This window comes from Streptomyces sp. NPDC020845 (assembly GCF_044334165.1).
Taxonomy (GTDB): domain Bacteria; phylum Actinomycetota; class Actinomycetes; order Streptomycetales; family Streptomycetaceae; genus Streptomyces.
This window is the reverse complement of sequence record NZ_JBIRSJ010000025.1, coordinates 78,290-93,100: the sequence shown is the minus strand read 5'-3', so window position 1 is coordinate 93,100 and position 14,811 is coordinate 78,290. Positions and strand designations below refer to the sequence as shown.

Below are 14,811 nucleotides of genomic sequence, written 5' to 3'. Positions count from 1 at the left end.
GATGTGGGGGGTTGGGGGTGGGGTACGTCAGTGCCTCAGGTCCGCCCCGACCGCGGCCGCGACGACGCCGTCCCGTTCGGCGCGGCTGAACAGCCCCTCGGACAGCCAGGTGTCGGCGAGGGTGCGTACCGCCTGGACAAAGCTGCCGGAGGTGGCGAAGGGGGCCTGCGCCCAGAGCACGTCCAGGAAGGTGAGACCGTTGCCGCGGGCGCGGTTCGGCACGCGCGAGTCGGTCGCGCCGAACACGACGGTGGGTTCCGAGCGCTTGAAGTAGGCGTGGTAGGGCGCCACGTCCCCGACATAGAACGGTGCGAGGGTCAGGCCGTGCGTGGTGAAGTACATCGGCCGGCCCCCGGGCTTGATCGCATCGGCCAGATCGCCCCGGAGCGTGAAGTCCTTGTAGAACGAGAACACGCGGAACTGCGTCTCCTGGCTCTGGGCGGTCAGCAGCACCGGACCGTAGAACACCGACTGGACGGCGGGGTCGTCCAGGGCCCGCTCGATGCGCAGGCTGTAGGGGGCGGAGATCCGGACCCGGTCGCCGGGCCGCCAGTCCCTGCTCAGGGGGAGATAGCTGCCGGGCTCCGCCGCGACCCGCTGCCGGACCCCGTTGACCGTGACGGTGAAGCCCGCCGTGGCCCAGGCCGGAACGCGGAGCCTCAGATCGAGCCGCCCGCTGCCCCCGCGGAACGTCAGGGTACGGACGCCCTCGGCCGGGAAGTCGCTGGTCTGCTCGATGACGAAGCCCCGCTCCGGCCACCGCAGTGTCGAGGCGAGATAGAGGTTGACATACAGCGCGTTGCCGTCGGCTGAGCGGAAGTACACCGAGTCCTGGTACTTGGTGTGGTTCTCCATCCCGGTGCCACCGCAGCAGGTGCCGGTGTTGTCGAACTCACGCCGCACCCCCGGGCCCATCCCGACGAAGTAGGTGACCTCCGGGCTGTCCGTGGCGGCGGCGTCCCGGCGGGAGGCGAGGATGTGGTTGGTCAGGCCCCGCTCGTAGTAGTCCATATAGGCGGGGTCCGGCTGGTGGAAGAACAACTGCCGGGTGAGTTTCAGCATGTTGTACGTCGCGCAGGTTTCGGCGTTCTTGTCGTCCAGAGTGGCCGCGATGGCGCCACGGGCGCGGAACATCTCGCCCTGCCCCGTGCCGCCGAGGCTGTACATCCGGGAGCCGGTGACCATGCCCCAGAAGTTGCCGGCCGCGCTGGAGTACTCCTGCTTCGCCGTGTGGTCGAACAGCCGCAGATAGCCGGTGAACTGCGGGATGTGCTGGTTGGCGTGTCTGCCCTCCAGAATGTCGCGGTTCTCGGCGCAGGCCTTCAGCAGCGCGGTGTTGTCGAAGCAGCGGGCGGCGGCGAGGTGTTCCGCCCGGCCGGTGAGGGCGTACAGGTCGGCCAGCACCTCGTTCATCCCGCCGTACTCACCGGCGATATAGATGGACCACATGCGCTCCAGCTGGGCCGCCGGCAGATGGCCGAGCCGGCTGTGCACCCAGTCGCCCATCCCCGAGGCGATCTCCAGGGCCTGCTGGTTCCCGCCCAGGGTGTGCGCGTCGAGCAGACCGCGCATGATCTTGTGGCAGGTGTAGTACGGCGCCCAGATGGTCGGGTACGTCGTATAGCTCTCCAGCAGGATGAACTGGGTCTCCGGGTACGCCGCCAGATAGCCGGGGTGGCTGGGGATCGGCGAGCCGTGGTCGGCCAGGGCCTTCTGACACTCGCCGAGCGCGCCGACCAGATAGTCCAGCTTGGTCTTCAGCGCGGCCTCTCCGGTGTCGGCGTACGCCTGGGCGATGAGGGTGAGGAAGTGGCCGCCGTAGTGGCCGCGCAGATTGCCGTCGGAGGTCTCCCAGCCGCCGGGCGGCCGGGCGCCGCGGGTGTCGAGCCCGGCGTTGGCCCGGAACACGGCCAGGATGCGGTCGGCCGGATAGGACCTGGCGTAGCCGAGCATCAGATCGCGCTTACGGCGGAAGACACCGTCGCCGAGCGTCACCCCGTCCAGCGGGAAGGGGCGGACCGACCAGGTGTCCGGGACGGGCACCGGCCCGGCTGTGACCTGGGAGGACGCCGCGGCGGTGGTGGCGGCGTGCGCCGACGGAACGGCGGTCGCGAGCGGAGCGGCGGCCGCGGCCCCCGCGGCGAGTCTCAGCGCGTGGCGGCGGGATGGAGGGTGGGACATGCTGGTGACTCCGATCGTCGGTCGTCGGCGGGCAGGGCAGAGGGGTTACGAAGGGGCGGTGGTGTTCGGTTCCGCCGTCGGCAGCCACACCCGCATCGTCGAGGGCCCGCGGTTGGCCCAGGAGCGGTAGGGCACCAGGACGATCTCCGCGCGCTCGGGCGCGGGCGGGGGAGTGGCGGCGGGGCGGTCGAGCGGTGCGTACGGCCATGGCGTGTCGCTGTCTTCGGCGTGTCCGGTCAGCTCTCCGGCCACGATGACGGTGCCGTCTGTGCCGGCCGTGCCGTCTGTGCCGTCTGTGCCGTCGGGGTCTCGCCCGTCCTTCGGCTCGACGGACGGATCCACGCGTACCGCGTCGGCCTCGTGCCCGTCCGGCAGGTCCACCGACTCGGCGCAGTACACCAGCGGCCCCCGCTGGACGGCCACCGTGCCGCGCACCGCGTCGATGCGCGGATCGGCGCCGATCCAGCGCGGCGCCACGGGCAGTTCGAGCCGTACCTCGTCGCCGGGCCGGAAATGGCGGCTGACCGTGGCGGTGCCCGTGGGGACGGAGCGGCGTGTCCCGTCCGGCTCGACCAGCCACGCGGCGGCGCCCCGCGCCCACCCTGGGACGCGCAGCGACAGGGTCCACGGGCGGTCCGGGGAACGGTCGATCCGCACGGTCACGGCCCCGCCGGACGGGTAGTCGGTACGCACCCGCAGCGCGACGCCATGGCCTCCGGTGAGCGATGTGGCGATCTCGGCGTCGGCGTACTGGTGCAGCTGCACGCCGTCGTCGTCCGCCGTCGCGAGGTAGGCGGGCAGTTGGGCCAGGGTCCGTGCCACGTTGGTCGGGCAGCAGGACACCGCGAACCAGGGCGCGCGCAGACTCGACTCGGCACGCGGGCTGTCCACGTCCGCGGCGGGCACGCTGCCCCGGCGGCGCCGGTGCAGGGTGTTGGCGTAGAAGAAGGCGCGGCCGTCCTCGGACGGGGAGGTGGCGACCACGTTGAACAGGGTCCGCTCCGCCAGATCGGCGAACCGCGGCTCGCCGGTGGCCAGCAGCAGCCGCCAGCTGAGCATCACGGAGGCGACACCGGCGCAGGTCTCCGAGTAGGCGCGGTCGGGCGGCAGCACGAAGTCGTCGCCGAAGGACTCGTCCCGGTGGTGCGAGCCCATGCCGCCCGTCAGATAGGTACGCCGGGCGACCGTGGCCTCCCACTGCCGTACGACCGCGGCCAGCAGCGCGTCGTCCCCGGTCTCCACGGCCACGTCGACGGCGCCGGCCGCGAGGTAGAGCGCGCGGACGGCGTGGCCGCGCAGCACCGTGGCCTGACGGATGGGCAGGTCGTCCTGGTAGTAGGCGCGGCCGAACTCGGTGTCGGCGAGGGTGTGGTGGCCGCGGCGGTCGACGAACAGGGCGGCCTGGTCGAGGTAGCGCTGCTCTCCCGTGAGCCTGGCCAGTTCCACCAGGGCCGGCTCGATCTCCGGATGGCCGCAGACGCGCTCGATGCTCCCCGGCCCGAAGGTGGCGCAGACATGGTCGGCGGCCCGCCGGGCGATCTTCGTCAGCTCGCCCTCACCCCGGGCCCTGGCCTGGGCCACCCCGGCCTGGATCAAGTGGCCGTAGCAGTACAGCTCGTGACCCCATTCGAGATCGCTGTACCGGGGCTGCTGCCCGGGGCGGCCGAAGGCGGTGTTCAGATAGCCGTCCGGTTCCTGGGCGGGCGCGATGGACTCGGTGAGCTCGGCGATCTGTGCATCGAGCGAGCTGTCGGTGCCGTGACCGGCGGCCTCCCAGGCCATGGCTTCGAGCAGTTTGTAGACGTCGGAGTCGGCGAATTCACGGCCGCGCCGGTCCCGTTCGATCCGGCCCTCGACGGCGGCCCGGAAGTTGCCGATCCAGCCGACGCGGGCCATCCAGTCGCGGCAGTGGCCGAGTGTGGCGGTCGCGTTGATCTCCCGGCGCCGGGCCCAGAAGCCTCCGGTGATCCTGACCTCGTCGAGCCCGAGCGGCCGCAGCCGGCCCCGGGTCGGCGCCACCGGCAGGACGAGTGACCGCGCCATGTTCTCCCTCACCAGTTCATGCCTTCGGTTCGTCCTTTCGGTTGTCCGTCTCCGCACAGTCAAGGTGGTCCTTCTCCGTGGTCCGGCGCCTCAGCCCTTGAGCGCGCCCGACATGAACCCCCGTACGTAGTGCCGTTGCAGCAGCAGGAAGAGGAGGAGGCAGGGCACCGCGAGGACCACCACACCCGCCTCGGTGGCGCCGTAGTCGACGGCGCCCATGCTCTGCTGCCGCAGATTCGCGACGGCCAGCGGCAGGGGCGCCTTCTCGCTGTCCGAGATGAGGATCAGCGGGGCGATGAAGTCGTTCCAGGCCGCGAGGAAGGCGAAGAGCCCCACGGTGATCAGCCCCGGTCGCACCGCCGGGAGCAGCACCCGGCGCAGCGCGCCCGCCGTGCCGCAGCCGTCGACGAGCGCCGACTCCTCCAGTTCGCGGGGCACCGCCTCGAAGGAGATCCGCATCATGAAGGTGGCGAAGGGCAGTTGGAACATGGCAAGCACCAGGCTCAGCCCGAGCAGCGAGTTCTGCAGTTCGAGCCTGCCGAGCAGTACGTAGAGCGGGATGAGGAGCGTGGCGTACGGGACCATGAGAATGGCCAGCGTCAGCAGGAACAGCAGGTTCTTGCCCGGGAAGTCGAAGCGGGCGAAGGCGTAGCCGCCGAGCAGCGACACCGCGAGGGTCAGGGCGACGGTGAGCGCCGAGACGATCGTGCTGTTGAGGAGGTACCGCCACAGGCCCGCGTCGTAGTCGAGCAGCGTCCGGTAGTTGCCGAGGCCGTAGCCGGACTCCTGCGCGGTGCCGGGCTGTCCGCTGACCGACGCCCAGGCGTTCCACAGCAGGGGGAAGAGGAAGATGACGGCCAGTCCTCCGGCGAGGACGTAATGGGGCGTCCGGCCGAGGGCGCGGGTGAGCACCGTGGTGTCCCTTCTCATGAGGTGGGTGTCATGACTCGTCGGCGCGGCGCAGACCGCGGAACTGGGCGACGTTGAGCAGGAGCAGCGCGGCCAGCACGATGATCGAGAGGGCCGCCGCGGTGCCGAGGTTCATCCGCTGGAAGGCCTCGCGGTAGATCAGCTGCACCACGGTGACGGTGCTGTTGTCCGGTCCGCCCTTGGTGAGGATGAAGAACTGGTCGAACGCGAGCAGCGAACCGGTGACGCAGAGCAGCAGGGACAGCGCGAGGGACGGCCGCAGCAGCGGCAAGGTGATACCGCGGAAGATCTGGCCGCGGCTCGCACCGTCCATCCGCGCCGCCTCGTACACCTCGTGGGGGATGCGCTGGAGGCCCACGAGGAGGATCAGCATGTAGAAACCGGCGAACTTCCAGACGATGAGGAAGACCGTCGACAGCAGGGCGGAGGTCGGCGAGCCGAGGAAGGACACCGGTCCGTCGGCGATGCCGAAGGTTTCCAGGATGTCGCTCAGCGGTCCGGTGGTGGGGCTGTACAGGCCCCAGAACAGCAGGGACGCGGAGGCCAGGCCCAGGGCGCTGGGCAGGAAGTAGACGGTGCGGAAGAAGCCCGCCCCGGGGCGGGACTCCTGCACCAGCAGGGCGAGGAGGAGGGCCAGTCCGAGGAGGACGACCGTGACGATCACGGTGTAGAGGAGGGTGAAGCGGACCGCGGGCCAGAACAGGGTGGAGTCGGTGACGTCGGTGTAGTTCTCGGGGGCGTTGCCGCCCCGGTCGCCGGCGAGCAGCGGCCAGTCGTGGAGCGACATCTGCCCGACGAGCAGCAGGGGCAGTACGAAGAAGACCGCGACGAACACGGCCGTGGGGGCCGCGTAGCCGAGCCCCTGGACCTTCCGGGACCGCCACCACCGGGGTGCGGACGGTCGGGGGCGGCGGGCCGGGCGGGCCGGGCGCGCCGACCGGGCCCGGTGCTCGGCGGCCGTGCGGTCGGGCGCCTTCACCTGCATGGCTCTCCTCTGCCGGGTGACGTGGGAGGGGTGATGCCGCGGACGCGGGATGCGGGGATGCGAGGGTGCGGGGTTCACGGGCCCCGGAAGGCTGCGTGGCTCAGTCGGTCAGCGAGGCGTTGACCGCCTTGTTGTCCTCCTCCACGGACCCTCCGTCGCCGAAGACGGCATGGCGCATCAGGGTGAGCCACGGCCCGTTGGGGTCGTTGAAGGTCTGGCCGAACTTGAGCGCGTACGGGGTGCGGCCGTCCGCCACCAGCCGGTTGATGGTCACCAGCCGCGGGTCCGCGGCGGAGAACTTGTTGGAGGCGAGGTCGGTGCGCGCCACCACGTCCTTGTGCGCGGCGACCACGTCGACCTGAGCCTTGTCGCCGAGCGACCAGGCGAGGAAGTTCCATGCCTGATCCGCCGACTTGCTGGTGGCGGAGATGCCGATGGCGTCACCGCCGACGAAGGTGGACTTGCCGCCGTCGGGTCCGGGGATGGGCGCGACCCCGAGGTCGAGGTCCCCCGGCATCAGCCCCAGGGTGGTCGACGGCATGGGCATCACGCCGACCTTGCCCTTGGGGAAGACGCCGGTCCAGGTCGTGCCCGTCTCCTCGCGCGCACCGGGGGCCACGATGTCGTCCTTCACCCAGCCGCGGTAGGTCTGGTAGACCTTCTTCGCGGTGTCGGAGGACAGTTGTGCCTCGGTCCCGTCCTTGTTCAGCACGTCTTCCCCCGCGGCCCAGATGGACGGCCACCAGGTGAACACGCCGCAGCCACCGCAGTTTCCGCCGAAGAAGGTGCCGTTGACGTCTCCGCCGAGCGCGTCCACGGCCCGCGCCTGCCGGTCCCATTCGCGCAGGCTGGTGGGCGGCTTCTCGGGGTCCAGCTTGGCCCGCCGGTAGAGCTCCTTGTTGTAGAAGAGCACCGACAGGTCGAGCGTATGCGGTACGACGTACTTCTTGCCCTCGTACGTACCGGCCTTGATATGCGACTGGGCCAGGTTCTTGGCGTAGGGCAGGGCGTCGATGCGCCCGGTGAGGTCGGCGAAGAGCCCGCTGGAGGTGTAGTTGGGAACGAACACCACGTCCGAGGCGAACAGATCGGGCAGATCGCGGGAGCCGGCGGCCGCCCCGACCTTGGCCTGGTAGTCGTCGGTGGGGATGACGGTGAGCTCGATCTTGTTCTTGTGGCTCGCGTTGTACGCCTTGACCAGCGCCTCGCTCTGCGGCCGGGTCGCCGCGCGCGTCCACAGCGTCAGCTTGGTGCCGTCGTCGAGACCCTTGACGCCGCCCGCTCCGCTCCCTCCGCCGCCCGAGCCCCCGTCCGATCCGCAGGCCGTGACCATGCTCGCGGCGGCGAGCAGTGCGAGGGCAGCGGTGGCGAGTCGGCGTATGCGTCCACGTGGTCCGGCCGTGCTCCCCATGACGATCTCCCTTGTGTGACGGCGGGCCGTGGGCAGGCCGAACCGGAGGGGACGATGGCTGTGGTGGCACTGAACTCTGCGACGGAAACGAACCGAAAAGGCTTTCCGAGAAAGTAGGACCGAGCTCATGACTCGTCAATCCCCTTGTAGAGAATGGCCGTGGGAGAGTCATCGAAACCTCGGAAACGCCGCGAGTACACCCCGACCTGAACAAGTCACGTACGGTTTTTACGCGCGATGTGCCACGCTCGACGGCCCGGCACGCGACGCGAGACAGGAGTACAACCCATGACCCAGGCCACCGGCCCCTCTCGTTCGCATCCCGTCACCCTCAGCGACGTCGCCCGGCTGGCCGGGGTGTCCATCGCCACCGCGTCCAAGGCCCTCAACGGCCGCAGCCAGGTACGCGCGGAGACCAGGCAGCGGGTGATCGAAGCGGCCGAGCGGCTGTCGTTCCGGCCCAATCAGCTGGCCCGCGGCCTGCTCGCCGGGCGTACGGGCACCGTCGGTCTGCTCACCAGCGACCTGGAGGGCCGCTTTTCCATCCCGATCCTCATGGGCGCCGAGGACGCCTTCGGAGCCGGCGAGGTCGCGGTGTTCCTCTGCGACGCCCGCGGTGACGCGATCCGTGAGCAGCACCATGTCCGCGCGCTGCTCGGCCGCCGGGTCGACGGACTCATCGTGGTGGGCAGCCGGACCGACCCCCGTCCGTCCCTGGGCCGTGAACTGCCGGTCCCCGTCGTCTACGCGTATGCCCCGTCGGAGGATCCGGAGGATCTGTCCATCGTGCCCGACAGCGTCGGCGCCGGCCGGATCGCCGTCGACCATCTGCTCGCCTGCGGGCGTACCCGGATCGCGCATATCACCGGCGACCCCGGCTATCTCGCGGCACAGGAGCGGGCCGAGGGGGCCCGAGCGGCGCTCGCCGACGCCGGTCTCGGCCTCGTCGGCGAGGTGCGGTTCGGGGCGTGGTCGGAGGGGTGGGGGCGGGCGGCCACCGCGATGCTGCTCGACCGGAACCCGGATGTGGACGCCGTGCTGTGCGGCAGCGATCAGATCGCCCGCGGCGTCATGGACGTACTGCGCGAGCGCGGCCACCGGATGCCCGAGGACGTGGCGGTCATGGGCTTCGACAACTGGCAGGTCCTGACCTCCGCTTCCCGTCCGCCGCTGACCAGTGTCGACCTGAATCTGGAGCAGGTCGGGCGCGCGGCGGCGCGCGCGTTGTTCAGCGCGATCGCCGGGGCAAGGCGTTCGGGGGTCGAGACGCTGCCCTGCCGCTTGGTGATCAGGGGGTCCACGGCACCGCTGTCCTGAGGCGTGACGCTACTTCTGTTGACAGTGGCGTGGCACGCGCTTACCTTGCGACTTTGCGAAAACCTTTTAGGTCTGTTTCACGCACGACCCCGGTACGCCTGATCGAACCCCGTCCGCCGGGGCTCCCGGGAGTCCTCGTCGGAGAACGTCAGCACCATCGCGAGCAAACGCCTGCTGTCAACCGGACAGGGAGCCCCCGATGAGAAGACGCACGATGACGGCTCCGCACGGGGCCGCCGCCATGGACCACACGCAGCACCACCACACCGCACTGGCCTTGCCATGAAGCGCCTCCTCGTCGCCCTGGGGCTGATCATCGCCAGTGTCTGTTCCGCGACCACCCCGGCCGCCGCGGACCAGACCATCGGGTTTCCGACCTTCAGCGGACCCGCCGTCCCGGCTCCGCCCGTCGCCTACACAACAGGCGACATGATGCGGTCCATCTACGACGCGGAGAGCTCGGGAACCGACTTCTGGATGGACCGCCTGCTGGCCCGCACCGGCAACGACCCGGCCGGATCCTGGCTGATGAGCCGTGGCCGTGCGGTCTTCATGAAGACCCACGACCCCGCGGTGCTCGGTTTCGGCGGCCATGTCGCCTACTGGGAGAGCATCAGCGACAAGAACGCCTACAGCATCGCGATCTCTCCGGGCACGTTCACCGAACAGGTCTCCCAGCGCAAGCAGATGCCCAGCCACTGGAAGAGCGTGCACACCAGCGGCTCGATCACGGTCGATCAGACGAAGTTCATCACCGACAACAACGTCGCCGTGACCAATCTGTCGATCAAGAACAACGGCTCCAGCTCCACCACGCTGCAACTGCGGGCGACCTCCCCGTACGCCACCTCGGGCACCGGCAGCGAGCTGACCGGCCAGGTCAACGCCTACAACAACCTCACCACCATCCGCCCGCGGCTGACCGGCGACGGTTTCACGGCCAACAGTGGCGGCCTGAACCGGTCCGTGACCATCGCGGCCGGGGCCACCGTGACCGCCAAGGTGGTGATGGGCTTCATCACCGATGAGATCCCCGACTCCCTCACGGAGTACAACGCGTACGCCGGCTACTCCAACGCCACCGCCTTCGCCACCCACGTCAAGGCGTACAACCTGTGGTGGGCGCAGAACGTGCCGTACATCGACGTACCCGAACCCGCGATCAAGAAGAACATCTACTACCGCTGGTGGCTGATGCGCTTCAACAGCCTCGACGCCAACATCCCCGGGCAGACCTTCCAGTTCCCGAGCTCGACCGAAGGCGTCCTCGGCTACAACAACGCGATCGCGCTCACCCAGCCCATGCACATCGACGACCTCAAGTATCTGCGCAACCCGATGTACGCCTACGGGGACTGGCTCAACGTCGGCCAGGTGTCCAAGGGCGCCCGCTTCCTCGACAACCCGGGCGACCCGGAGAACTGGTCCAACAGCTACACCCAGTACATCGCCGAGGCGGCGTGGAAGAGCTACCAGATCCACGGCGGCCAGCCGGCCATCGCCGGCAACCTCGCGCACTACGCGGAGGGCGACGTCAAGGGCCAGCTCGCCTACTACGACCACGACAACAACAAGCTCATCGAGTACGACTGGGGCGCCCTGACCGGCAATGACGCGGACGCGGTCTCCTTCCACTGGAAGCCCGGCAACATGGACCGCGCCGAATCCGCGTACCAGTACAGCGGTGCGATGGCCGCGGCACAGGCGTATGACGCGATCGGCAACACGGCCAAGGCCGCCGAGATGCGTACGCTGGCGAACCAGATCAAGGACGCCATCGTCAACGTGTTGTGGAACCCGAGCCGGCAGCTGTTCGAGCACCGGCTCAAGTCGACCAACGAATGGGTGCCCTGGAAGGAAATCAACAACTACTACCCGTTCTCGGTCGGAGCCGTCCCCAACACCTCGACGTACAAGCAGGCACTGCGGCTGTTCAACGACCCGGCCCAGTACCCCGTCTTCCCCTTCTACACGGCCAACCAGGTCGACAAGAAGGCGGCCGCCGACGCCGGGAACCCGGGCTCCAACAACTTCTCCACCATCAACTCCACCGTGCAGTTCCGGCTCTACTCCTCGGTGTTGCGCAACTACTCCAACTCCTGGATGACCGCCACCGACTACAAGAAGCTGCTCTACTGGAACACCTGGGCGCAGTACGTCGGCGGCAACACCCAGTGGCCCGACGCCAACGAGTTCTGGGCCGACTGGAACGGCAGCGGGATCGACTACCGCTCCTGGATCCACCACAACATCCTGGGCAGCAGCAACTGGACGGTGATCGAGGACGTCGCCGGGCTGCGGCCGCGCAACGACGCCAAGGTCGAGGTGTCCCCGATCAACATCGGCTGGGACCACTTCACCGTCAACAACCTCCGCTACCGCAACGCCGATCTGTCCATCGTCTGGGACGACCCGGCCGACGGCGTGGCGCGCTACCCGGGTGTCCCCGAGGGCTACTCGATCTTCATCAACGGCAACCGGGTCGCCACCGTCAGCACGCTGACGCCCTTCACCTGGGACCCGGCCACCGGCGAGGTGACGACGAGCGGCACGGTCACGTACCACACCGCCGTCCCCGGACTGCAGGCCCCCAACCAGGTCGTGCAGAACAGCCCCCGGCTCGTCGACATGTTCGCCAAGGCCGGTGTCGACCTGACCGCCGACTCCACCAACCTGGCCTCCGGGGCGACCGTGTCCGCCTCCTACACCGGGTCCGGCAGCAATGTCTCCGGCGCGGTCGACGGCTACCCCACCAATGAGCCGTTCTGGGGCGCCGGTGGCTCGCCCAACAGCCAGGACTGGTACGAGCTGAACTTCGGCACCACCCGAACACTCAACGAGGTGCGCCTGCACTTCAAGGACAGCCGCCCGGCCAGCGCCACCTACCGGGCCCCGTCCGCGTACACCATCCAGTACTACAACGGCAGTTCCTGGGTGGACGCGCCCGGCCAGACCAAGACGCCGGCCGCGCCGCAGGCCAACTACAACGTGGTGCGGTTCCCGTCGCTCAGCGCCCAGCGCATCCGGGTCCTGGCCACCAACGCCTCCGGAGCCAAGACCGGCCTCACCGAGGTCAAGGTCTACAACCGGAGTGGCGGACCAGGGGCCCGCCCACCGATGAAGGATGTGCACCATTGAACCCTCCCCCAGCTGAAGCAGGGGATTCCTGGCTCACGTCGCCTGCAACCCAGCGGGACAACAGGACTCACACGACCAGCACCAGCCGGGTTGGAACCAGCCCGGTTTGGTACGGCAAAGCAGAGGAGTTGCTGTGCTGGCTTGGTTCTCGCTCAGCACGTCAGAAATCCCACCAGCCGTCTCGTGGGCGGCCCTTCGCCCTGGGGGCGAAACCCCGTTTCCTGTCCTGATCCGCAGAAGTCCGATTCCTCCCCGGCCTGACGGCCGGGGCATCCTCGGAGGTACACGGTGACTCGAGCCAGATGTCTGTCCGCGCTCACCGCTGTTCTCACCATGGTGGTCGCGTTCCTGGTGGCGCCGTCCGCATCCAGCGTCGGCACTGCCGCTGCCGTCGGGTATCGGGACGGCGGCAATTGCCTGGACGTCCCCGACACCGCGTCGACCAGCGAGACCCAGCTGCGGGCCACGTGCAACGCCGGCGGTGGCACGAGCGCGGGCACCTTCACCAACCCGCTCTCCCAGCGTGGCCCCGACCCGTGGCTCACCTACCACGACGGGTACTACTACCTCGCCACCACCACCTGGAACTCCACGATCACCATGCGCAAGGCCAAGACCCTGGGGGGCCTTGCCACCGCCGCCGACCAGGTGATCTTCAACCTCACCCGGCCCAACGGGGCCGGCACCATGTGGGCCCCGGAGTTCCATCTGCTGGACGGCCCGAACGGAAAGCGCTGGTACTTCTACTACACAGCTGGACGGGAGCCGTACGACCTGGGCACCCAGCGGATCCATGTGCTCGAAAGCGCCGGTACGGACCCGATGGGGCCGTACACCTTCAAGGCCGATCTGCTCGACCCGACCCAGGACAACACCTGGGAGCTGGACCCGAGCATCCTGCAGCTGAACGGCAAGCTCTACCTCCTCGGCACGTACTACAACGGTTCGCAGCCGATGTTCATCCGGCCGCTGTCGAACCCGTGGACCGCGAGCGGCACCCGCCATCTGCTGTCCACCCCCACCTACAGCTGGGAGACGGTGGGCGGCGCGGTCAACGAGGGTGGCGAGGTCCTTCAGCGCAACGGCAAGACCTTCATCATCTACTCCGCCAGCCACTGTTCCACGCCCGACTACAAGCTGGGGATGCTCACCTACAACGGTGGCGACCCGCTCAACTCCTCCTCCTGGGTCAAGTCACCGAACCCGGTCTTCCAGCGGTCCAACGCCAACGGCGTATACGGCCCCGGCCACAACGGCTTCTTCAAGTCGCCCGACGGGACCGAGGACTGGATGGTCTACCACGCCAACAGCTCCGCCGGCGGTGGCTGTGACATGAACCGCAGCACCAGAGCGCAGAAGTTCACCTGGAACGCGGACGGCACACCGAACTTCGGCACCCCGGTGGCCACCGGCGTTCCGCTGACCGCACCGTCAGGGGAGTAGCCGGACGAGACGCGCCATCAGCGTCAGCGGGCCATCGCTGCGATGGCCCGCTGACCCGCGGTGACAGGTCGATCAAGAGGGAACGGCCGCGAGCGGGGCGCCCGGGGTGAAGGTGACGGGCAGCCGCTCGGGACCGCGCAGACCGGTGGGCCGCCACGGCAGCTCGTCGGGTGCCACGCTCAGGGCGAGCTGGGGGAGGCGGCGCAGGACGGTGCCGATGGCGACCTCCCCCTCCATCCGGGCCAGCGACGCCCCGAGGCAGTAGTGAATGCCGTGGCCGAACGCGAGGTGGGCGCTGTCCCCGCGCGTGATGTCCAGCCGATCGGGGTCGGGGAAGCGCTCCGGATCGCGATCGGCCAAGGCCGAGCCGACCAGCACGGTCGCGCCCCGCGGGATGTCCACACCCGCGATGGAGACGTCCTCGCTCGCGAACCGGGCGATCCCGGGGTTGAGCGGCCCGTCGTAACGCAGCAGCTCCTCGATCGCGTCCGGCAGCAGCGCCGGGTCCTCCCGCAGCATCCGGAGCTGATCGGGATGGGCCAGCAGCGCGGCGATGCCGCCGCCGATCAGATTGACCGTGGTGATGTAACCGGCCGCCAGCAGCAGGAACGCCATGGAGACCAGCTCGTCCTCGGTCAGCCGATGCTGCTCGTCCCGCGCCTCGATCAGCGCGCTGAGCAGGTCATCTCCGGGCCGGACCCGCTTGGTCGCCAGCAGCCCGGTCAGATACGCGCGCATCTGCCGCCATGCGCGCTCGACGACCGATGGATCCTGCGGTTCCGCCCCCCACGGGAGCAGGTCGTCGACCCACCGCTGGAACGCGCGCCGGTCATCGGTGGGCACTCCGAGGAGCTCGCTGATCACGGTGACCGGAAGCGGCAGCGCGAAGTCCTCGATCAGATCCGCTCGACCGGTCGGCACGACCGCGTCCAGCAGCCGGTCGGCGATCTCCTGGACATGGGGCCGCAGTTCGGCGACCCGGCGCGCGGTGAACGCCCGTGAGACCAGCCGGCGCAGCCGGGTGTGGTCGGGCGGATCGGCCCGCAGCATATTGCCCAGCATGGACTCACGCTCCGCCACGGGCAGCTGCCGCATCAGACGGGGGTCCGACGCCAGGCGGACATCGCTGCTCAGCCGCGGGTCGGACAGGGCGGCCAGGCATTCCTCGAAGGTCGTGACCAGCCACACCTCCAGGCCGCCTGCGATAACCGCGCGCCGCACCGGACCGCCCTCGCCCGGCCGCCCCTGGCACAGCTGCCGGTAGAAGGGGAAGGGGTCCGCCACGAAGGCGGGGTCGCCATAGGGCAGAGCAATCGGCTGCTGGGTCATTGCGGCCTCCCGAAGCACACCACAGACACATGAA

The 14,811-nt window shown here is 69.3% G+C and carries 9 protein-coding genes; 3 read left to right on the top strand and 6 right to left on the bottom strand.

The genetic code is table 11. From position 1 onward, the window contains the following. Positions 1-27: 27 nt before the first annotated feature. From ACH4U7_RS47085 to ACH4U7_RS47065, 5 genes are all read right to left on the bottom strand, one after another. Entirely contained in the window at positions 28-2,181 is a 2,154-nt protein-coding gene (locus ACH4U7_RS47085; RefSeq protein ID WP_398533924.1) for a glycoside hydrolase family 127 protein, read from the bottom strand. A 45-nt stretch (positions 2,182-2,226) separates the two neighbouring features. Further along, complete coding sequence (locus ACH4U7_RS47080; protein WP_398533923.1) at positions 2,227-4,224, bottom strand: glycoside hydrolase family 127 protein; 1,998 nt, start codon at positions 4,222-4,224, stop codon at positions 2,227-2,229. Positions 4,225-4,314: 90 nt separating this feature from the next. After that, entirely contained in the window at positions 4,315-5,136 is an 822-nt protein-coding gene (locus ACH4U7_RS47075) for a carbohydrate ABC transporter permease (protein ID WP_089511951.1), read from the bottom strand. A gap of 28 nt (positions 5,137-5,164) precedes the next feature. Continuing rightward, complete coding sequence (locus tag ACH4U7_RS47070) at positions 5,165-6,139, bottom strand: carbohydrate ABC transporter permease (protein ID WP_089511908.1); 975 nt, start codon at positions 6,137-6,139, stop codon at positions 5,165-5,167. 100 nt (positions 6,140-6,239) lie between these two features. Continuing rightward, positions 6,240-7,550, bottom strand: a complete 1,311-nt coding sequence (locus ACH4U7_RS47065) for an ABC transporter substrate-binding protein (protein WP_398533922.1) — start codon at positions 7,548-7,550, stop codon at positions 6,240-6,242. A 288-nt stretch (positions 7,551-7,838) separates the two neighbouring features. Here ACH4U7_RS47065 and ACH4U7_RS47060 point away from each other — a divergent pair, with 288 nt between their 5' ends. The 3 genes from ACH4U7_RS47060 to ACH4U7_RS47050 all read left to right on the top strand — a co-directional run bounded on the left by ACH4U7_RS47060 (position 7,839) and on the right by ACH4U7_RS47050 (position 13,448). Beyond that, complete coding sequence (locus ACH4U7_RS47060) at positions 7,839-8,867, top strand: LacI family DNA-binding transcriptional regulator (RefSeq protein WP_398533921.1); 1,029 nt, start codon at positions 7,839-7,841, stop codon at positions 8,865-8,867. 282 nt (positions 8,868-9,149) lie between these two features. After that, the gene (locus ACH4U7_RS47055) at positions 9,150-12,005 is read left to right on the top strand and encodes a discoidin domain-containing protein (protein WP_398533920.1); all 2,856 of its coding nucleotides are present in this window, start codon (positions 9,150-9,152) and stop codon (positions 12,003-12,005) included. 288 nt (positions 12,006-12,293) lie between these two features. Further along, positions 12,294-13,448 carry a family 43 glycosylhydrolase gene (locus ACH4U7_RS47050; protein ID WP_398533919.1) on the top strand — a complete coding sequence of 385 codons (1,155 nt, stop codon included), beginning with the start codon at positions 12,294-12,296 and terminating at the stop codon, positions 13,446-13,448. Between the two features lie 72 nt (positions 13,449-13,520). On the opposite strand, the gene ACH4U7_RS47045 is transcribed toward ACH4U7_RS47050, so the two are convergent. Continuing rightward, positions 13,521-14,777 (bottom strand): cytochrome P450, encoded by a 1,257-nt coding sequence (locus tag ACH4U7_RS47045; RefSeq protein WP_398533918.1) that lies wholly within the window; start codon positions 14,775-14,777, stop codon positions 13,521-13,523. Between the last annotated feature and the right edge of the window lie 34 nt (positions 14,778-14,811).